At 54.6% G+C, this 17,881-nt stretch carries 20 protein-coding genes and 1 tRNA gene; 11 read left to right on the top strand and 10 right to left on the bottom strand.

Going from position 1 to position 17,881, the window contains the following annotated elements; translation table 11 throughout:
* Positions 1 to 86 precede the first annotated feature (86 nt).
* Positions 87 to 172 (top strand) — tRNA-Ser (locus tag MV985_RS03195).
* Here MV985_RS03195 and MV985_RS03200 read toward each other — a convergent pair.
* Positions 151 to 1,116 (bottom strand): hypothetical protein, encoded by a 966-nt coding sequence (locus MV985_RS03200; RefSeq protein WP_297461602.1) that lies wholly within the window; start codon positions 1,114 to 1,116, stop codon positions 151 to 153. The genes MV985_RS03195 and MV985_RS03200 overlap by 22 nt on opposite strands.
* Positions 1,103 to 1,459: a winged helix-turn-helix transcriptional regulator gene (locus MV985_RS03205; protein ID WP_297461605.1), complete on the bottom strand. Its 357-nt coding sequence runs from the start codon at positions 1,457 to 1,459 to the stop codon at positions 1,103 to 1,105. The genes MV985_RS03200 and MV985_RS03205 overlap by 14 nt, the downstream gene beginning before the upstream one ends.
* Positions 1,460 to 1,543: 84 nt before the next feature.
* On the opposite strand from MV985_RS03205, the gene MV985_RS03210 reads away from it, so the two are divergent.
* Positions 1,544 to 2,908, top strand: coding sequence for a DNA methyltransferase (locus MV985_RS03210; RefSeq protein WP_297461608.1), 1,365 nt, complete (start codon positions 1,544 to 1,546; stop codon positions 2,906 to 2,908).
* Here MV985_RS03210 and map read toward each other — a convergent pair whose 3' ends face one another.
* Positions 2,909 to 3,796, bottom strand: a complete 888-nt coding sequence (gene map, locus MV985_RS03215) for a type II methionyl aminopeptidase (protein WP_297461611.1) — start codon at positions 3,794 to 3,796, stop codon at positions 2,909 to 2,911.
* A 94-nt stretch (positions 3,797 to 3,890) separates the two neighbouring features.
* Here map and MV985_RS03220 point away from each other — a divergent pair, with 94 nt between their 5' ends.
* Complete coding sequence (locus tag MV985_RS03220; RefSeq protein ID WP_297461613.1) at positions 3,891 to 5,372, top strand: TrkH family potassium uptake protein; 1,482 nt, start codon at positions 3,891 to 3,893, stop codon at positions 5,370 to 5,372.
* The gene (locus MV985_RS03225) at positions 5,369 to 6,259 is read left to right on the top strand and encodes an ATP-binding cassette domain-containing protein (RefSeq protein WP_297461617.1); all 891 of its coding nucleotides are present in this window, start codon (positions 5,369 to 5,371) and stop codon (positions 6,257 to 6,259) included. Before MV985_RS03220 ends, MV985_RS03225 begins: the two co-directional genes overlap by 4 nt.
* Here MV985_RS03225 and cyaB read toward each other — a convergent pair.
* The 6 genes from cyaB to hjc form a co-directional block, all read right to left on the bottom strand.
* Positions 6,198 to 6,740, bottom strand: a complete 543-nt coding sequence (gene cyaB / locus MV985_RS03230) for a class IV adenylate cyclase (RefSeq protein WP_297461620.1) — start codon at positions 6,738 to 6,740, stop codon at positions 6,198 to 6,200. The two genes, MV985_RS03225 and cyaB, sit on opposite strands and share 62 nt — an antisense overlap.
* Entirely contained in the window at positions 6,737 to 7,285 is a 549-nt protein-coding gene (locus MV985_RS03235) for an archaemetzincin family Zn-dependent metalloprotease (protein ID WP_297461624.1), read from the bottom strand. Before MV985_RS03235 ends, cyaB begins: the two co-directional genes overlap by 4 nt.
* Positions 7,282 to 7,674, bottom strand: coding sequence for a HepT-like ribonuclease domain-containing protein (locus tag MV985_RS03240; RefSeq protein WP_297461627.1), 393 nt, complete (start codon positions 7,672 to 7,674; stop codon positions 7,282 to 7,284). The genes MV985_RS03235 and MV985_RS03240 overlap by 4 nt, the downstream gene beginning before the upstream one ends.
* A gap of 51 nt (positions 7,675 to 7,725) precedes the next feature.
* Positions 7,726 to 8,763, bottom strand: coding sequence for a lysyl aminopeptidase (locus tag MV985_RS03245; RefSeq protein ID WP_297461630.1), 1,038 nt, complete (start codon positions 8,761 to 8,763; stop codon positions 7,726 to 7,728).
* A gap of 68 nt (positions 8,764 to 8,831) precedes the next feature.
* Positions 8,832 to 10,355, bottom strand: a complete 1,524-nt coding sequence (locus MV985_RS03250; RefSeq protein ID WP_297461641.1) for a hypothetical protein — start codon at positions 10,353 to 10,355, stop codon at positions 8,832 to 8,834.
* Positions 10,345 to 10,746 (bottom strand): Holliday junction resolvase Hjc, encoded by a 402-nt coding sequence (hjc, locus tag MV985_RS03255; protein ID WP_297461676.1) that lies wholly within the window; start codon positions 10,744 to 10,746, stop codon positions 10,345 to 10,347. The genes MV985_RS03250 and hjc overlap by 11 nt, the downstream gene beginning before the upstream one ends.
* Before the next feature lie 71 nt (positions 10,747 to 10,817).
* Between hjc and MV985_RS03260 the strand changes: the two genes are divergently transcribed.
* From MV985_RS03260 to MV985_RS03270, 3 genes are all read left to right on the top strand, one after another.
* Positions 10,818 to 11,342 (top strand): gamma carbonic anhydrase family protein, encoded by a 525-nt coding sequence (locus tag MV985_RS03260; RefSeq protein ID WP_297461927.1) that lies wholly within the window; start codon positions 10,818 to 10,820, stop codon positions 11,340 to 11,342.
* A 6-nt stretch (positions 11,343 to 11,348) separates the two neighbouring features.
* On the top strand, positions 11,349 to 12,143 hold the full coding sequence (uppS, locus tag MV985_RS03265) for a polyprenyl diphosphate synthase (protein WP_297461707.1): 795 nt from the start codon (positions 11,349 to 11,351) through the stop codon (positions 12,141 to 12,143).
* A gap of 100 nt (positions 12,144 to 12,243) precedes the next feature.
* Complete coding sequence (locus MV985_RS03270) at positions 12,244 to 12,918, top strand: TBP-interacting protein (RefSeq protein WP_297461721.1); 675 nt, start codon at positions 12,244 to 12,246, stop codon at positions 12,916 to 12,918.
* 4 nt (positions 12,919 to 12,922) lie between these two features.
* Here the strand turns inward: MV985_RS03270 and MV985_RS03275 are convergent, their stop codons facing one another.
* Entirely contained in the window at positions 12,923 to 14,803 is a 1,881-nt protein-coding gene (locus MV985_RS03275; protein WP_297461939.1) for a threonine--tRNA ligase, read from the bottom strand.
* 116 nt (positions 14,804 to 14,919) lie between these two features.
* Here MV985_RS03275 and MV985_RS03280 point away from each other — a divergent pair, with 116 nt between their 5' ends.
* The 4 genes from MV985_RS03280 to MV985_RS03295 are packed head-to-tail and all read left to right on the top strand — an operon-like array spanning position 14,920 to position 17,481.
* Positions 14,920 to 15,507, top strand: coding sequence for an exosome complex RNA-binding protein Csl4 (locus tag MV985_RS03280; protein WP_297461727.1), 588 nt, complete (start codon positions 14,920 to 14,922; stop codon positions 15,505 to 15,507).
* The gene (locus MV985_RS03285; protein WP_297461730.1) at positions 15,507 to 16,154 is read left to right on the top strand and encodes a DUF2067 family protein; all 648 of its coding nucleotides are present in this window, start codon (positions 15,507 to 15,509) and stop codon (positions 16,152 to 16,154) included. Before MV985_RS03280 ends, MV985_RS03285 begins: the two co-directional genes overlap by 1 nt.
* Positions 16,129 to 16,416: a DNA-directed RNA polymerase subunit L gene (locus MV985_RS03290; RefSeq protein WP_297461733.1), complete on the top strand. Its 288-nt coding sequence runs from the start codon at positions 16,129 to 16,131 to the stop codon at positions 16,414 to 16,416. Before MV985_RS03285 ends, MV985_RS03290 begins: the two co-directional genes overlap by 26 nt.
* Positions 16,417 to 16,455: 39 nt before the next feature.
* Positions 16,456 to 17,481, top strand: a complete 1,026-nt coding sequence (locus MV985_RS03295; RefSeq protein ID WP_297461736.1) for a hypothetical protein — start codon at positions 16,456 to 16,458, stop codon at positions 17,479 to 17,481.
* Positions 17,482 to 17,881: the final 400 nt, after the last annotated feature.

Consider the following 17,881-nt stretch of genomic DNA (forward strand, 5'->3'; position numbering starts at 1 on the left):
CAGGGGTCCGGCGCTTTTTAGTTACCAGAACTTAATAAATCTTTCGCGGAAAGATTTATAAGACCGGAGCCGGAACTCAGAAACGCGCCGGGGTAGCCTAGCCTGGGAAGGCGCGGGACTCGAGATCCCGTGGGCTCCGCCCACCAGGGTTCAAATCCCTGCCCCGGCGCCATCTGCCTGGCCATCGAGGGTTTCTTGATCCGAGGAAAACTTCCTTTTAATATCCCTCAGGGACTTTTCGGTTATCTCTTTGAACTCTTCCCGGTTATTTCGTAGAAACCCTTCAAGATCAAACCCCGTTATGTTCTTCAGGAACTCAAAAGCTTCCTTTCCCTGGAGGACTACCCATCTCTGTTCGAGAGATGAGAGGTGGTTTGACAGGTTTACCGTGCTGTAGACCAGCATAACGGGCAGGTATCTGTTCTCATCTTTTGGATTCAGTCTCCTTGGATGATGGGGGTCGGTCAATACCCCCGCCATGTCCAGATCCGCCTGTTTTCTCTTGGAGTCCCCGATATTGTATGCGTACCTAACCTCAATCCCGATGCCATCAAATTTCTCGTTATAATAGTCTATGTATTTGTCCGCGTTGGTCTTCTTTTTTCGCCCTGTACTCTGTTTTTCGCGAAGGGAATTAATATCCCGGTGTCTTTTGGCTATCAGGCGTTCAAGTTCCCTTCTAACGGCTTCTTGTTTTAAGGGGTCTTTTATGCTATCAAGAGGGATCAGTATATCCAGTGTTCGGGTGTGTTCTTTGGCTTTTTGATCCCCCTTCCTATTCCCCGTCTTCCCTTCCTCTGGTTTTTTGTACCCGAATCCTGTGAGGATCTTCTCATCTATTCCCAGTTTCTCACGGATTATCTCTTTCGTAATTTTTTTCTCAAATAGGTCTCCCAGCTTTCGGGTTGTACTCTGGACGAGGCCTCCCATTATCCGCCATTCTATAATGGTGGGAGCATCAAGTCCCAGCGAAGAAAAGACCACATCTTCTCTGTGACGACGAAGTTCCTTATCGAACTCATTAAGCCGTTTGTAGTCTTTGAGGCTCTCTAAGAGGTTGATAATCTCTTTTTTAATCCTTTCTTCCAGACTCGGTTTTTTGTCATCGGTATCCACTTTGATCCACTCCGCCAGATTGGTCTGCATTGCCAAAACCCTCCCCCAGCAACCCCACTGCTTCCTCAAGTTTCTTTGCAACCTCTATGCCCCGGGATGTTAGCCGATAACTGACCCTGGAATTATCGTTGGTAATCACCTTTGTTATCAACCCCAGGGACTGAAGTTCCCTTATCCTTTTCATCAAAGTTTCAGGGGATCCACCTACCATCGCCAGAATCTGAGTCAGCGTGTATTTTTTGTGAGGTGTGTTCTCTTTTAGTACAAGGAGAAGCCTAATTGCACGGGGTCGTTCCAAAAACTTAATAAGCTCCCACTCTGGGGGGATTCTGTTGGAATCCATCTCTACCGGCTCTGATAACCCGTAACGCTTAAAAACGTTTATTACGTCTTTCGTAATATGCTTCGAAATCCGTAAGGTGAGAGCATGGGACAGGGCACTTTAGACGGGCTTATGGTTTATCCCGGGAAAGGCAGGTTTAAAATCGTCTGGAAAAACCTAAGTCCCGAACTGATCACGTTTAAGGGAAAGTTCAACCATCCTGTTCACTCATGGTTCCGGCTGACCCCCAGTTATTCCCCCGATCTCGTTAACATCCTCCTTAACGAACTCGGTAAAAGCAGTTCACAGGACGTTGTCCTGGATCCTTTCTCCGGAACGGGAACCACGCTGCTGGAATGTAAGAAAAGGGGTATACCCTCCATTGGGGTTGAGATAAACCCGGTTTTATACAGAGTAACGCGGGCATCTTCATCATGGGATAGGTTGGATCCCGGTCTGCTCAAGAATATTGTGAGGGCTTTTCTTGATTTTGCGGAGGAAATGTTCCAGAGGTTTGAGTCGGTTCCCCTAAGTAAATTTGAAACCCATGGAATAATGCTTCCCAGACTTTCCAATCTCTTTCGATGGTGGGCTCCGGATGTATTGAGGGATCTGTTGCTGATTAGGGAAGCCTTCAAGGAGTACGCCATGGAGTTACCGGAGGAATATCAGGACTTCCTCTGGATTGGAATGGCGTCCATACTCTTGGACTTTGCCAACATAAGACGAAACCATCCAACCATAAGTTTCGTTGACAATCCCTTTAACCTTGGCCAATCCAACGGTGGGAAAAACTGGATAAAGAAGTTTAGCATGTCTGTCCTTGCAAAAAAGTATGAGGTCATGATCAAGGATGTGGAAAAAGTCAAAACTGAAGTGCCGAATCCCGCACCGTCAATGGCAATGATGGGAGATAGCAAGCATCTTGGAGATGTAATTCCCGGAGAATATCACGGCAGAATTACGCGGGTAATAACTTCTCCCCCCTATCCAAACAGGTATAGTTACGTCATGGAGACAAGACCTTATCTGTACTTTTTTGAGGTGTTTACCAGCCCTTCGCAGGCGTCTGAGCTTGACATGGAGACCATAGGGGGAACATGGGGCAAGGCCACGTTTTCTCTTAAGGGTAAGCGCATCCGCCCGGTGAACAGCATAGTGGACGATGCACTCTCAGATATCCCCGAAAAGATATACTCCCTAAGTGACATAATGGCCAATTACGTTGTGAAATACTTTAACGATATGTACCTGCACCTGGCTGGGATGTCCCGGATATTGAAGGAGGGTGATTCAAGAGTAGCCTACGTCATAGGAAACTCCTACATTAAAGGCGTTGAGGTGCCCTCCGACCTTTTGCTGGCCAGGATTTTAGAGGGGCTTGGGTTCACGGTTGAAAAGATCTGGCATCTCCGAAAACGGGGTGGAAAGAGGGGACTGTACGAGGCCGTCGTGTTCGCCCGCTATTGATCAGGTGGTTATGTACGCCCCGTCTTTCTCCACTATGACCGTGTGCTCGAACTGGGCAACGTTCCCGCCCCTCACCTCGCGCAGTATCGGGTAGCCGCGTATGGCTCCCATCTTCTCGAGTTGAGCCAGGGCCAGCTTCAGCTGTCCCTCCGGCATAAAACCCTGCAGCCAGCGGTAGGCGAAGGGGAGCGTTTTGTAGTTGTTCTTTATATGCATCAACAGTCTCCTCGCATGGGACATTCTAACGGGCCTGTCCCGGATGTACATGAAGATCAGCGCTGGCGGAACCTCTATGACTTGTCCCGCCCCGATCGTGGCGAAAGGTTCTATCGCTATGACGTCGCCTTCCCTCAGCTCGTAGGTGTCGCCCGGGCGGTAGACGTTGGGTATGCTCACCCCTGCGTGGAGCCTGTAGCGTTCCACCTTGTGGCCGCTGAGGTTGACTATGGGATTGAACCCCCTTCCCCGTATCGTTTCCTCAATTGCTCTCCCTATCTCGTTTATCCGAACTCCCGCTCTGACGGTTGATATCGCGTTTTCTAGGGCCTCCCTGGCGGCTTTCATGAGCTCATCTTCTTCCATCCCGACGCGGAAGGTGAGGGCAGTATCGGCAATGTAACCGTCCACGTGGACGCCGAGGTCAACCTTGAGGTAGTCGCCTTCCCCGAGGGTGCTCTCGTCCCCCCTGTAGGGCGTGTAGTGGGCCGCCACCTCGTTGATTGAGAGGTTGCACGGAAACGCAGGTTTTCCCCCGAGCTCAACTATGCGTCTTTCCACGAACTCCGCTATGTCGTAGAGTTTTGCTCCCGGCCTGATTAGTCCGGTGACTTCCCTCTTGACCTGTCTTGCTATCTCCCCCGCTTTTATCAGGGCTTCCCTCTCGTCCACCTTTCATCACCACCGGGGGATTGGGAAGATCCCCTTAAACCTTTCCACGGGAAAACCTTTTATTGCCGCCCGACCCTACCCCTACGGTGGGCCCATGCTCGAACTGGGGAAGCACATCAACGTCTCGGACGACCTCTTCGTGGTGAAGAACCTTATAGGTTCAATCCTCCAGGGCGTCGGAATCGCCTACCTCTTCCCCGTGCTCCTGGGATGGTTTTACCCGGATGAGGTAAGCCACGTACTTTACTTCGCAATCCCGGGGGCCCTGAGCATTCTCCTGGGAGCGTGGCTTGCCAGGCACATGGGTAGCATTGAGGACGTCAACCTCAGGCAGGCAATGATCTCGGCGGCCTTCGTTTGGCTCTTTGCCTCCTTCATAAGCGTCGTCCCCTTCATGGGGATTGCCGGGATGTCCTTCATTGACTCCTATTTCGAAAGCATGAGCGCCTGGACCGGTACGGGGCTCACGATGATGACCCATCTTGAGGCCTATCCCCACATGCTCCTCTTCTGGCGCGCCTGGATGCAGTGGCTGGGGGGAATAGGCATAGTCCTCGTAGCCCTGACCGTTCTCATCAGGCCGGGCGTCGCCGCCGCGAGGCTCTACCGTGCCGAGGCGAGGAGTGAGAGAATCCTGCCGAACCTCGTGAACACCTCCAAGATAATCTTCGAGATATACCTCTTTCTCACCCTCATCGGCATCTACCTCTACTACCTCAACGGCATGTCCCTCTTCGATGCGGTGGTTCACGCGATGACCGGTCTGGGAACTGGAGGTATGAGCAACCACGATCTGAGCATAGGCTTTTTTAACAGTCCCTCGATAGAGGCCGTCACGATATTTCTCATGATAATGGGTGCCGTTAACTTCACCGTCCACTACCGGATGTTCGTCAACAGGCACCTCAAGCCCTTCTTCGATGACATCCAGGTCAGGTATATGTTCGTCTTTCTCCTACCCGCGATCCTGCTGATTGCGTACAGTCTCCTCGGTATCGGCTCCCCGGTAGGTGAATCCCTTAGGGAGGCGGTTTTCCACTCTGTCTCGGCCATAACCTGTACCGGCTTCGGAATAGCCGATCTGAGCAGGTACCCCGAGCTCGGCAAGTTCATAATAGCAGTCCTGATGGTCATAGGCGGTGGCGCGGGAAGCACCGCGGGCGGTATAAAGCTGATCCGCGTTACCCTCATGTACGAGAGCCTCAAGTGGACGCTCCAGCAGGCCATACTCCCAAGGGGAGCGGTGATAAAGAGAAAGGTCGGCAACTACGTCTTCACCGAGGAGGACGTTCAGGAGGTCATGAGCTTCACGATGACCTACATAGCGATCCTCCTCGTCGGGACGATCTACACGATGGTAAGGATGAAGGCCACCCTGGTGGATTCCCTCTTTGAGGTCGCCTCCGCCCAGGGTAACGTTGGTCTGAGCGTTGGCCTGACCTCCGCCGCCATGCCCCCCGATATGAAGGTTCTCCTGATCCTCCATATGTGGATAGGCAGGCTGGAGATATTCTCGACGCTGGTCTTTATCATAAGCGTCCTCCTCCTCTTTCCCAGGGTGGTGAGGGTCAGATGAACGTGGTGGAGGTGGAGAACCTGAGCTTCAGGTACCGCCGGACTAGATCCCGCTCCCTGCGGGACGTTAACCTCACCATTAAACAGGGTGAACTGGTTGGGGTAATCGGGCCAAGCGGGAGCGGGAAGTCAACACTAAGTCTCACCCTGAACGGCGTGATCCCGAACTTGATAAAGGGCGAGTTCGAGGGGAGGGTTCTGATAAGGGATCCCCGTACCGGAGAGGAGTTTGACACGAGGGAGACGCCTGTTCCCAGGCTGTCAACCGTGGTCGGTCTCGTCCTCCAGAATCCCGAGAGCCAGCTCTTCAACATGACCGTTGAGGAGGAGATAGCCTTCGGCCTTGAGAACCTTGGTCTCGATAGGAACGAGATACTGCGGCGAATCCGGTGGGTTCTGGAGGTTACCGGGCTCAAGGGCCTTGAAAAGGAGTTCCCCCCCACCCTGAGTGGCGGTCAGAAGCAGAGGCTCGCCATAGCCTGCGTTCTGGCGATGAAACCCTCCATTCTTGTTCTCGATGAGCCAACGAGCCAGCTCGATCCCCTTGGCCGAAAGGAGGTTCTCGGCCTCGTATCCCTCCTCAACAGGGAGCACGGCATAACCGTTGTCCTGGTGGAGCACCACACGGGGTACCTCTTCCGCCATGCCGACAGGATATTGGTGATGGACGGCGGGTCGGTGGTTATGGACGGGAGGCCCAGTGAGATAGCGGAAGAAGTAGAGAAGCTGAGGGAAATAGGGGTGAAACTCCCGGCATCCCTCGAAGCATCCCATGAGCTCAGGGAGAGGGGCCTGGTGGACGGGCTGGCGCTGACCCCCGAGGAGTTCAGCTCGATTTTGAGGCTTCGAGCAGGAGCTCGAGGTAGGAGCGCCTCTCGAAGCGCCTGACCCCCAGATCCCTGAGTATTCTCCTGAGCCTCTCGACGATCTCCTCGATGTTCTCCCCGTTCCCGACCAGGGCCTCTATCTCGATGAACTTGCCGAGGCCTTCAACATCGTCGAGTGCTATGATTACCCCTTTGTCCACGTAGTACTTCTCCCTGACCTTCTCCACAGTGAGAACCTCCCGAAACCCGAGGTTCAGGAGTATCTCCTCGTGCCTGTCCGGGTCGCTTATCGGAACCTCTATCTCCTTTCTCGTCTTCGAGTTCGGATCCATCTTCGGCCCCTTGTACGTGAGGAATGACTCAAAGTGCCCGTTGAAGCGCCTCACCCTTATCCTGAGCGCTTCGTCAGTCTCAGCGAAGTTCCTGCACGGATGCTGGAAGTAGGTGTCCTCATGGTACTCGCGCCTTATCAGTTCGAACCTTTCCCTTACCTTCTGGAAGATCTCATCATCGGCGTAGCCCTTGACCTCAACCTCAATCACCTCATCACCCCCAGGTTCCTCATTAGTTGGGTCTCGCAGGCGGGACAATAGAGGGGGCCCTTCAGGTCGGTGTCCACTATCGAGTTTGAGAAGTGCATGACGCAATCCCTCCTTGGACAGTGACCGAGACCGAAAACGTGGCCGAGCTCGTGCATGGCCTCCTTAACGGTTCTCTCCAGCAGGAGTTCATCGTTGGGTGGTTCGCCGTAGAACTCCGGTCTGAGCCTGAATATCGAGACCACCGCCGCACCCAGACCGGGATGCGCCAGGCCGAAGATGAAGTTCAGTCCCTCCTCATAGAGATCGAGCCCGGTGATCCCGAGTACCGCCCTCGCCCCGACTCCGAGCTCCGCGAGGACCGGAAGGAACGCCCGCCCCAGGAACTGTCCCCTGGCGGGGTTGAATGCACTTTCAAAGACCTCCACGGGAAGGGGATCTCCCACCTTCACTGGAAGGCCGAGCCTGGAGTAGTAGGAGTTGACGAAGGTCGAGACCCCCGCGACGATATCCTCCGGGACATCGCCTATGGGAACCACCAGTATCATTCCCTCCCCTCCAGGTGGTTCAAAACGGTCTCTATGAACTCCAGGTACTCGGGCATGTTTTCGAATGCAATTTCGTCGTCAATCAGCTCGTAGTCGTAGACAAGGATCTCCCTGAGCCGGGCCAAGAATTCCGCCTTCTCGATCACTTCTCCGGAAATCAAACCCCTCTCCCCGAGCGATGTGATGACGTCCGCGTAGGAGATGGCCGTTATACCGTGTTCCCTGGCTTTTTCCGCAAGCTCATCGAGGAGGAGTCCTATCGCGAACTCAAGCCTTTTGTATATCCCGTCCTTCGTGAGTCCCAGATTTTTGAACTCCCCGGGGGAGGGTGGCATGCCTTTTCTTATCATCTCCAGGCTCTCAAGAACTTTCTCCCTCAAGTCCCACACCGTCAAAGATTGGAAAAGGGGGTATAAACCTTTTCCGGGAGAAGGGGAAGCTCACGGGGTGAGGTCCATCGGCCTGAGCTCCTCCAGGAGGTGCTTCGCGAACTCGATGGTCTTCTCGATGTCCCTCAGATCAGCGGTCTCGACCTGGCTGTGCATGTAGCGGATCGGTATGCTCAGCACTGCGGTGGCAACGCCCTCCCTGTTGATCTGCATGATGTTCGCGTCGGTTCCCGTCGGCCTCGGCGAAGCCTCGACCTGGAGTTCAATGCCGTACTTCTTGGCAACCTCGTCGGCGAAGGCCCTGAGCTTGGGGTTGATGTTTGGACCAACGTCCATGACCGGTCCGCCGCCGAGCTTGGGAACGATCTTGCCCTTGTCGCCGACCTGCTTGGCGAAGGTAACGTCCATCGCTATTCCAATCTCGGGATCTATCGCGTAGGAAGCGACGCGCGCTCCCCTTAGTCCAACCTCCTCCTGGACGGAGCCAACGAAGTAAATGTCAGCCTCGTGGTTCTCAATCCTTTTCGCGGCCTCAATCATGGCGTAGAGGCAAACGCGGTCGTCGAGGTAGGGGGTGGCTATTCTGTTCTCGCTGAGCTGGGTAAAGGCCGGGGCGAACTCGCCTACAGTTCCAACGCGGAAGCCTAATTCCTCAGCTTCCTCCCTGCTGTCAACGCCCACATCAACTACTATCGTGTCCCAGTCCGCGGCCTTCTTCCTGTCCTCCGGCTTCTGGAGGTGCGGCGGTATGTGGCCGACAACTCCAAAGCGCTCGCCCTTCTCGGTGAAGAAGCGAATCCTCTGCGCAACCAGGGTCCTCGGGTCGACTCCGCCGATTGGAACGAGGTGGAGGTAGCCCTCCTTGTCGATGTGGTTAACCATGACGCCTATCTTGTCCATATGGGCCGCTATCATGACCTTCGGTCCGGAACCCTTCCTGTGGGCTATGACGTTGCCGAGCTTGTCGATGTAAACCTCATCGGCAACCTTCTCAAGCTCCTCCTTAACAACGTCCCTTATTCCAAGGAACTCGTAGCCGGAAACGCCCGGCGCTTCCACAACCTTCCTCAAAAGCTCAACGTCAACCATGGCTTTCGCCTCCTTTAGATTTCCATCTGAATGTACTTGACCAGCTTAATAAGGTTTGCGAAGGGAGGTCAGCCAAGAAGAACCTGCAGATAGGCCTCCTCGCCCGGTTCAAGGTGGTCTATCTCCCAGATAACCTTCCCGTTTTCTACCCTGGCGCTGCCCTTCGTTGTCCGGACCTCTACTGCGTTGACACTCCTCTCGAGCTTCAGGTTGTCAATGCCCTTCAACCGGGGGGCCCTGATCTTAAGGAAGTAGTGGCGTCCGGCTTTCTCCTCGTGAACCAGCGGTCTGAAGAGGGACGCATAGGAAGTTCCGGCGAGCAGAAGACCTGAGAGGACCAGTATGAGGGGTGTCCTCCAGTGACCTTCGGGCGGTTTCGGTACCGTTGTTACCACCGGCGTTGTCCTGGTTGGGGTTGTCGTGGGGGATGGTTTCGGAGGCTCGAAAGCTCTGGCGGTTATGGAGCCGCCAACGTACTCGCTGCTCTCCGCCCTAAGGATTATCGTCCCGTAGCCGGTTTTTTTGAGGTTTACGACGGCCATTCCGGAGGCGTTGGTCGTGGCGTAGTCCCTTCCCAGGGGGCCGATGGCGATAACGGTTACGTTGGATACCGGCTTCCCGGTTGAGTCAACGACCCTGACCAGAAGGGTGTCGTTGGACTGTTCGTAACTTATGAAGAGCTTCCTTACTTCCACGACGGTCGTCACGATCTTTCCATCGAGATCAAGGGTCACTTCATAGGCCCCGGGCTCGCTCACGGGATGGACAACCGTTCCATCGTCGTCAGTCATCAGGAGACGGCCGTTTATCTTCACGGGGATTCCGGGAACGCCCCTTCCGTTATCGTCGTGAACGAAGACGTGGATTGCACCGTTTCGATAGTAGGCTTCGTAACCCAGATTGCGCTGGAACACCCGGAAGGAGGCCGTCTCGGACTTGTATTTTCCTCCGAAGTATGCCCAGAGCCTCACGTTGTAGTTCCCAACCGGCGGCCTGGTCAGGGTTACGTTTCTGATCCAGCTCTCCCCCGGGTTCAGGTAGATCGTCGTCGCGAAGTCTTGGACCCTCTTTCCGTCCCGGGTTATCGTGTACCCCACCCTGCCGATGATTATTCCGTTTGCCCGGGAGGTTACCGTCATAACAACGCTCACGTTTCTCCCGTAGGGATACTCCCTCCCCACGTCTATCGCCAGGTCGTAGTCCACCAGGGTCTTTACTGTCAGGTGAACCCCCGCATCGGAGTAGACCGATCCAAACCTGGCCACGAGGGTCAGGTTGTACCTCCCGGGCGGTACGTTCAGGATCTTCACCGAGAGGGTGTCCTCAACGGTGCCGTTGGGTTCTATCGGCTTTCGTATGATCTTACTCTGGTAGAGGAATCCCTGGGCCGGCCCCGTGATGTAGACGGTTACGTTCTCTATCGTGCTGTTCCCCAGGTTTGTCAGCCGGAATGGTATTATGACCGTGTCCCCCGGAACTCCCGAGAAATCGTCCTTGAGGGGAGTTATAACGAGGGGCCCGGCTCCCGCCCCCGTGGAGAGTGGAATCGCCGAGAGTATAAGAATGATTGCGATCAGGTGCCTAGGTTTCACGACCGATCACCCCCAAAAGGGAGGTCTGTCTGCCAATGACTTCATCGAAGGTCGAGTGGTTTCCACTCCGAAGGCTTATCTTATAGTTCTTTCCACCCCGCTCAAGGTTCTCTGGGTAGAAGAAGCGCCAGCCCCGGTTTATGAACTTGACCGCTATGACGGCCTTCCCCCCGAAGCGCTCCGCGAAGGAGGTGAGCTTCTCGTAGTCATCCCTGCCAAAGTAGAGTCTCTCGTCGTGGGTGCTCTTGACCTCAATGCAGAGGTATATCTTCCCGTTTCCAGCTACGATGTCCACCTTCTTGCTCCCGGCCGAGCGCACGACCGCGAAACCGGCTTTTTCTAGCATTCCTATCAGCTCCCTCTCGGCGCTCGCCCCCCGCTTATATCTCATCGCACTCCCTCCTTGGGAGTTGTCCGGTTAGGTTTATAAGTTCTGCCCGAGAGTTTCTCCAGGTGATGCTCATGGCGGTTTACGAACTCGGTGAAAGGAGACCAAAGGTTCACGAAACGGCCTTCATCGATGAGACTGCCTCCGTTATCGGCGACGTCGTTCTCGAGGAGAAGACGAGCGTCTGGCCTTCAGCGGTTCTCAGGGGCGACATAGAGCGGATCTACATCGGCTGCTGCTCCAACGTCCAGGACAACGTGAGCATACACACCTCCCACGGCCTCCCGACCAGGGTTGGAAAGTACGTGACGATAGGCCACAACGCCGTCGTTCACGGCGCGACCATCGACGACTACACCATCATCGGCATGGGCGCCATAATCCTTGACGGGGCGAAGGTAGGCAGGCACGTTATCATAGGGGCAGGAGCACTCGTCCCGCCGGGCAAGGAGATACCCGACTACAGCCTCGTCGTCGGCGTTCCCGGAAAGGTCGTCAGGCAGCTGAGCGAGGAGGAAATCGAGTGGACGAAGAAGAACGCTGAAATCTACATGGAGCTTGCGGAAAAGCATCTCCAGTCGAGGAAAAAGGTCGAGTGATGCTCGATGCTCCGCCGCCTGCTTTCCCACGTTCCCCATTTGATTTTCAAGCCCGCTTACGACCTCTACGAGGACTACCTCCTTGAGAAGGTTAAATCCGGAAAGCTCCCAAACCACGTGGCCATAATTATGGACGGGAACAGGCGGTGGGCGAGGAAGATAGAAAAACCCCCGTGGTACGGTCACCTCTTCGGTTCTCAAAAGCTTGAGGAGATAATGGAGTGGTGCCGCGAACTTGGGATAAGGACGCTCACTGTCTACGCTTTCTCCACCGAGAACTTCAGGAGAACGCCCGATGAGGTACGCGCCCTCATGGACCTCTTCGAGAGGAAGTTCAAGGAACTGGTAGAGGACGAGAGGGTTCACAGGTACGGCATAAGAGTGAACGTTCTGGGGAGGAAGGAGCTCCTGCCGGAGAACGTCAGGAAGGCGGCGGAAGATGCAGAGCGTGCGACGAGGAAGTACTCGAACTACTTCCTCAATATAGCCCTCGCCTACGGTGGCAGGAGTGAGATAGCGGATGCGGTGAAGGACATAGTAAGGGACGTCCAGGAGGGCCGGATAAGCATCGAAGACATCGATGAAGAGATGATAAAGCGCTACCTCTACTACCCCAACATGCCCGATCCCGACATCGTTATAAGAACCGGGGGGGAGGAGAGGATAAGCAACTTCCTCCTCTACCAGATAGCCTACAGCGAGCTCTTCTTTGTTGACGTCTACTTCCCGGAGTTCAGGAAAATCGACTTCCTCAGGATTATCCGCGAGTACCAGAAGCGGCAGAGACGCTTTGGAAGGTAACGTTTTCAGATTGGGGTCATCTCCCGGGAGAACGATCCTTTTTAAAGTTTTCCGCGAAGGTTTATTAACTTTGGGTTCGAATTCTCGCCGGTGGTGAGTGATGGAGTACAGTGAGTTGAGTCCCAGGATAAAAAGGGTTTACTCCCAGGTCAGGTACCTCGATGATTACCGCTGGGAAATTCCAGGAAACAGAATAATCGGAACCCACAAGAGGAGCAACGTGAAGGTCATCATAGACGTTGCCGACGATAGGGAGAGTGCCGAGAGGATAGCCGACGCCGGGAAGAGCGAGGGGATACGAATAATCGCGGTCCCGGACAGGAACGTTTTTTTCGTTCACAACGGGGCTTTCATCCTTACCTACCGCTACATCAAGGCGACCCTTGCCGATATAAACGACCATATAGTCTGGAGCGGCTTCAGGGTCGTCGAGGACGATGGAAAACTCCTTCAGGAGGACTTCTACGAGTACCTTGGAGGAGCTTTGATCAACCACATAAAGAACAACATGCTCGCGGGTCAGGATTATATCTTCTGGCAGTTCTATAAGTGTGAGGAGTGCGGCAAGTACGTTGACGTGGAGAGCGTTGAGAGGCACCTCCGGGGGCACGGGATAAAGCACTACGAGAAGAGCGAGGAGCGATACGAAATCTTCGAGATAAACTTCAGGGACGGGAAGATCTACGACAAGTACGGCAAGGAGGTACCGATGGAAATGTTCAGTGAGGAGGCCAGGGACTTCCTGGAGGAGGTAACCTCCGGAATAAAGGGGTAGGGGCTCAGCCCCGGAACTTCGGCCTCCTGCTGAGGAGGAGCGGTAGGGGCCTCGGCTTGTAGGGGAAGCCCTCGGTCTTCCTCTTTATCTCCCTGATGAGGTCTTCGAGTTGCATCTCAACCTGCTTGCCGTCTTCCCTTCTCCTCACCGTTACCGTGTTCTGCTCCTTCTCGTTCTTGCCGACGACGACTATGTAGGGAATCCACTCCTTCTCCGCCTTCCTTATCTTCTTATTGAGCCTGTCGCCGGTGTCGTCAACGTCAACCCTTATCTTCGCCCCTTCAAGCTTTCCTGCAACGTAGAGGGCGTAGTCAAGAACCTCATCGCTGACCGGTATAACCCTGGCCTGTATCGGGCTGAGCCACAGCGGGAACATCGGCTTCTTACCCTGGGCCTGCAGTTTCGCCTGTTTCTCGAGGATTGCGTACATGACGCGCTCAATTGCTCCGCTCGGGGAGCAGTGGAGTATCAATGGATAGCGCTCCTGTCCGTTCTCGTCGTAGTAGGTTATTCCAAACCTTTCAGCGTTCTCCACGTCTATCTGCACCGTACTCAGGGCTGCAGCTTTGTCGAGGTTGTCAACGAAGTTGAACTCGAACTTGAGTATGAAGTAGAAGAACCTCTGGTCCCACATCTCTATCAGGACGGGCTTGCCTATAATCTTAGCGAGCTCGACTATGAAGTCCCTGTTCTCCTCCCAGAAGTCCCTCGTAAAGCGTATGGCCACCTCGTAGTCCTCTGGCGTAAGGCCAACGCCCTTAAGAACCTCCATGCTGAGCTTGTACTGCTTCTTGAACTCGTCCATCGCCTGCTTTAAATCGCGAGCAACGGTGTGCATGTCCGGCATCGTGAAGGCCCTGAGCCTTCTCAGGCCCGAAAGCTCACCGCTCTTCTCTCTCCTAAAGGAGTATCTGGTTAGCTCGTACATCCTCAGTGGGAGGTTGCGGTAGCTTATGATTGCGTCCTTCTTTATGAGAAACTGGCCGAAACATGCCGCGAACCTGAGGAAGAACTTCTTGTCGCCGCTTTTAACTACGTACTGCCTCGCCGGGAAGCGGTTGAGATACTTCTCAAGGGCAGGGTGCTCGAAGTCATACATGATTGGCGTTTCCACTTCCATGGCACCGTATTCAACGACCTTCTCGGTGACGTACTGCTCGAGGAGGCCCTTTATCAGGCGTCCCTTCGGGTAGTAGCGGAGGTTTCCTCCGTCGCTTCCCGGTTCGTAGTCAACGAGCTCGTGCTCGAGCATGAGCTTAACGTGCGGTGGTTCTCTGTCGGCTATTCTGTTCTTGCTTATCTCGTAGTTGGCGAACTTCCTGAGGTTCTCGTGGCCGGTGAAGTCGAACTTGTCCACCTCAATGAGTTCGCCCTCCGGCGTGAGAACGTACCAGTAGCTCTTCAGTTCCTCCTCCTTTTCGAGGGCAATGTTGCGCTCCTCCTTTGAGACTGCCTCGCCGCTCGGCACTATCGTTCTGCTGAGTTCCGCCAGCGGGTGCCCCTTGCAGGAGAGCCTGAAGGCCTTGTAGTAGCCGAAGGGCGCGCGCTTGACCTCGAAGCCCCTCTCTTTAAGCTTCTCCTCGATCTTCCTGAGAACCTCAAGTGCAATCTCCGGTTTCGCGAGGTCGCTGCTCAGGTGTGCGAAGGGATAGACGAAGACCCTGTTCGTCCCAATTTGTCTTGCGACCTCTTCGATTTCCTTCACGGCCTTCTCGACAACTTCTTCGGGGTTTGACTCATCAACCTTCTCAACGCTTATGAAGGCAGCGAGAACCTCATCGAGCCTACCCTTCCTCTGTTCTTCACCTATCGGCTCGGGGTTCTTCAGGGCTTTGTCCTTGACTTCGTACTCGAGGTAGTCCGCGTGTATCAGAAGCATTCTCATTCCTATCACCACCGTGGGCTCTGCGCGGATTACTAAAACCTTTTCCCTCACCTTATAAATCCTCCCCGGCCAAAGACTTAAAAAATACGAACCGGAACTTTCACGGAGGTGGGAGGATGGAGGAGAAAAAGGTAAAGCCCGGCGATCTCGTCCTTCCCGGAGATTACCTCGGTGTTATTGAGGAGTACTTTCCGGGAGAGGGTGTCAAAGAGGAGAACGGAGAGCTCTACGCAGTTCGAGCCGGAAGGGTCGTGGTTGACCAGAACAGGATGGAGATAAGCGTTGAGCCCGTTACCGACACCCCGCCGCTTCCCAAGGTGGGAGACGTTGTCATCGGCCGGGTCATAGAGGTTAAACCCCAGGCCGCGATAGTCCAGGTAATCCGCATAGAGGGCAGGGAGAACGACAGGGAGATAGCAACCTCCAAACTGGCCGGCATTCACATCTCGCAGGTGGATGATGGATACGTTGATAGCATGCAGAACGAGTTCAGGATCGGGGACGTTGTGAGGGCGCGCGTTATATCTGCGGAGAAAAGCCCGATACAGCTCTCCACGAAGGGTCACGATCTTGGCGTTATCTACGCCCTCTGCACGAGGTGCAGAACCCCCATGGTTAGGCGGGGTGACAGGCTCGTCTGTCCGCGCTGTGGTCACGTCGAGACGAGGAAACTTTCTTCCATGTACCGGAAGGTGAAGGTGTGATGGCGCGAGCGAAAAAGACAATAACCATCCACGTCCGCGACGACCGCGAGAAGGAGGAGTTCCTTAAGGAAGTCCAGAGACTTCGTCTTCCAGCATTCATCTACGTCCATGGAAAGCTCAACGACCTCAAGGTAAACGTCCAGGGAACGAAGGACGAGATCAGGGAGGCCCTCAGGAAGATACGCGAGATCCACAACAGGGTGAAGGCAAAACTATACCCGGACAGGAGGGGTTTTTACCACTACACTGTGGACGATCTCCTGCGCGAGGCCGGGGCCAGTGTCTCAACGCCGATCCTGGTTAAGACCCTTGAACTCCTCGGTGAGAGTGTAGAGCTCAGAGAGAATGAGCTAGTAACGTCGCTGCCGTGGGACGATGCGGTGAAGCTGGTGGAAAAACTTGGCGAGGTACTTTCAGAGGTAGCGCTCAGCACAACGAGACAGATAAGGGAAGTCGTTCTCCCGGTTGCGGTGGTCTACGATCTCGATCCCGATGAGGTTATGGATAAGCTTGTTGAACTCGGACTGGCCGAGTGGAAGGAGGATAAGTTTAAATACGAACTGGTGAAGAACAAGGAGCAGGCCCTGGAAGAGCTCCTGAAAGCCCTGAAAGGTGAGGAAGATGAAGATCGAGGTCATCAAGCGTGAGGAAAACGTCCTTGAGTTTTACCTTGAGGGGGAGGATCATACCTTCGCCAACCTTCTCAACGAGGTGCTCCACGAGAATGAGCACGTAACCTTTGCCGGCTACACAATCGAACACCCCGTTCTTATGGCGAGAAAACCAAGGTTCAGGATCGTTACCGACGGCAGTGTAACTCCCGAGCAGGTTCTTGAGGAGGCTGCCCAGAAGATATTCGACAGGGCCAGGGCAGTGCTCGAGGCCTGGAAGGACGCCCTCGAGGGTTAACCTTTTAAGGTTTTTTCCCTTTAATTCATCGGTGTTGTCGTGAGGAAAGACGTCCTGGTTGTTATCCTCGTCCTCCTGGCGATGAAGTCGGTCGTCCTTTTCACAGCCCTCGGTGAGGTTTCTCTCAGGGACTTCTGCCTTCGATGGGATGGAGAGCACTTTCTTCACGTTCTCCAGGGCAATCCTGAGGATTACGAGATCGTTTTCGCCCCTCTCTACCCGCTTACTGCCGGACTCCTCACCCATATTGGAATCAGACCGTGGCTGGCCCTCTTTATAACCGCCAACGTCTTCAGCATCGTGCCCCCGCTGATGGCCCTGAGACTCTGGGGCCGGAGGGAGGCGCTGTTTCTCGTTCTCAACCCTGCCTACGCCCTCTTCACGACCGCACCCTACAGCGAGTCCCTCGCGCTCTCCCTCCTGCTCCTCTCATACCTCGCCCTTGTCGAAAACAGACCCGTGCTCTCGGGTCTCCTGGCCGGTTTGGGCGTTATGGCCCGCTACAACCTGGTTATCTTCGCCGGTGTTGTTTTTCTGTATCTGCTGGCAAAGGATCGGAGGGCAGCGGCGGGCTTCCTCATCCCCCTCTCCCTGACGGGCATTGTAATGCTGCTCTACCTGACTCCCCACGGGGGGATCGGGGCCTACTTTGCCGCCGAGCGCTACTGGGATCTTCACTGGACGGATCCCCTCGGGCAGGCCCGCTGGATCCTGCGGAGCTGGTTCACCGCCCAGGGGTGGATGCTGGAGGATAATCCGCTGTACCCGTGGCACTGGCTCGTAAGAAACTGGCTGTTTATCAGTGTTTACCTGGCCGGTCTTCTGATACTGATCAGAGAGAAGAGGGGTTTAGAATTCGCGATCTCAGCTCCCTTTGTTTTCTTTCAGATGGTTGTAACGGGCACGCCGGCTATAAGTACGCCCCGACTCCTCCTTCCGGCGATTCCGGCCCAGGTGGCTGTTGGGAGGGCTCTTGATGAATGTGTGTTCATCTTTCTGTTCCCAATTTCTCTGCTGGCCACCCATTACGCCACCCTCTGGCACGTCCAGGCTTTTTTTGGGTGAGGTAATCAGGAGTTTTTCTGGGGAAAAGCGCTGTGGGTTACTTGGGAGTGGAGGGTATGGGGATCCACAGCCGTGTACTCGGCGGAAGTTTGGGGACATCAACTAGGGTTGACACTACCTATGCTCCATTGGATCTCAATACTGTAGTAATGGACAATAACCGAAAGATATAAAAATAAATAACAACCCGTCAATATCGGGAAAATTTCGCTGTCATGTACCTGGAATCGGGAGATAAGTTGCCGCGTTGATGTCTGGGGTGGTTGGGGTGAGGCTTTTCATTGATGGCCAAGAGGAGTCGAGCAAAAGCCTCACGATCGGTGGTGGGAGTACTGGGAGCGTTACTTTAACGTGGACTGCTCAAGCTGGAGAGCATGATTATAGGATAGAAGTGTGGGAG

Origin of the sequence: Thermococcus sp., assembly GCF_027012695.1 — an archaeon.
Classification (GTDB): domain Archaea; phylum Methanobacteriota_B; class Thermococci; order Thermococcales; family Thermococcaceae; genus Thermococcus.

What these genes read in the sequence shown, in the direction of transcription:
- MV985_RS03260 (WP_297461927.1), top strand. Translation starts at nt 10,818, where the DNA reads ATGGCGGTTTACGAACTCGGTGAAAGGAGACCAAAGGTTCACGAAACG.
- MV985_RS03205 (WP_297461605.1), bottom strand. Translation starts at nt 1,459, where the DNA reads ATGGATTCCAACAGAATCCCCCCAGAGTGGGAGCTTATTAAGTTTTTG.
- MV985_RS03220 (WP_297461613.1), top strand. Translation starts at nt 3,891, where the DNA reads ATGCTCGAACTGGGGAAGCACATCAACGTCTCGGACGACCTCTTCGTG.
- MV985_RS03210 (WP_297461608.1), top strand. Translation starts at nt 1,544, where the DNA reads ATGGGACAGGGCACTTTAGACGGGCTTATGGTTTATCCCGGGAAAGGC.
- hjc (WP_297461676.1), bottom strand. Translation starts at nt 10,746, where the DNA reads ATGAGATATAAGCGGGGGGCGAGCGCCGAGAGGGAGCTGATAGGAATG.
- MV985_RS03245 (WP_297461630.1), bottom strand. Translation starts at nt 8,763, where the DNA reads ATGGTTGACGTTGAGCTTTTGAGGAAGGTTGTGGAAGCGCCGGGCGTT.
- MV985_RS03275 (WP_297461939.1), bottom strand. Translation starts at nt 14,803, where the DNA reads ATGAGAATGCTTCTGATACACGCGGACTACCTCGAGTACGAAGTCAAG.
- MV985_RS03290 (WP_297461733.1), top strand. Translation starts at nt 16,129, where the DNA reads ATGAAGATCGAGGTCATCAAGCGTGAGGAAAACGTCCTTGAGTTTTAC.
- uppS (WP_297461707.1), top strand. Translation starts at nt 11,349, where the DNA reads ATGCTCCGCCGCCTGCTTTCCCACGTTCCCCATTTGATTTTCAAGCCC.
- MV985_RS03280 (WP_297461727.1), top strand. Translation starts at nt 14,920, where the DNA reads ATGGAGGAGAAAAAGGTAAAGCCCGGCGATCTCGTCCTTCCCGGAGAT.
- MV985_RS03225 (WP_297461617.1), top strand. Translation starts at nt 5,369, where the DNA reads ATGAACGTGGTGGAGGTGGAGAACCTGAGCTTCAGGTACCGCCGGACT.
- MV985_RS03285 (WP_297461730.1), top strand. Translation starts at nt 15,507, where the DNA reads ATGGCGCGAGCGAAAAAGACAATAACCATCCACGTCCGCGACGACCGC.
- MV985_RS03270 (WP_297461721.1), top strand. Translation starts at nt 12,244, where the DNA reads ATGGAGTACAGTGAGTTGAGTCCCAGGATAAAAAGGGTTTACTCCCAG.
- MV985_RS03235 (WP_297461624.1), bottom strand. Translation starts at nt 7,285, where the DNA reads ATGATACTGGTGGTTCCCATAGGCGATGTCCCGGAGGATATCGTCGCG.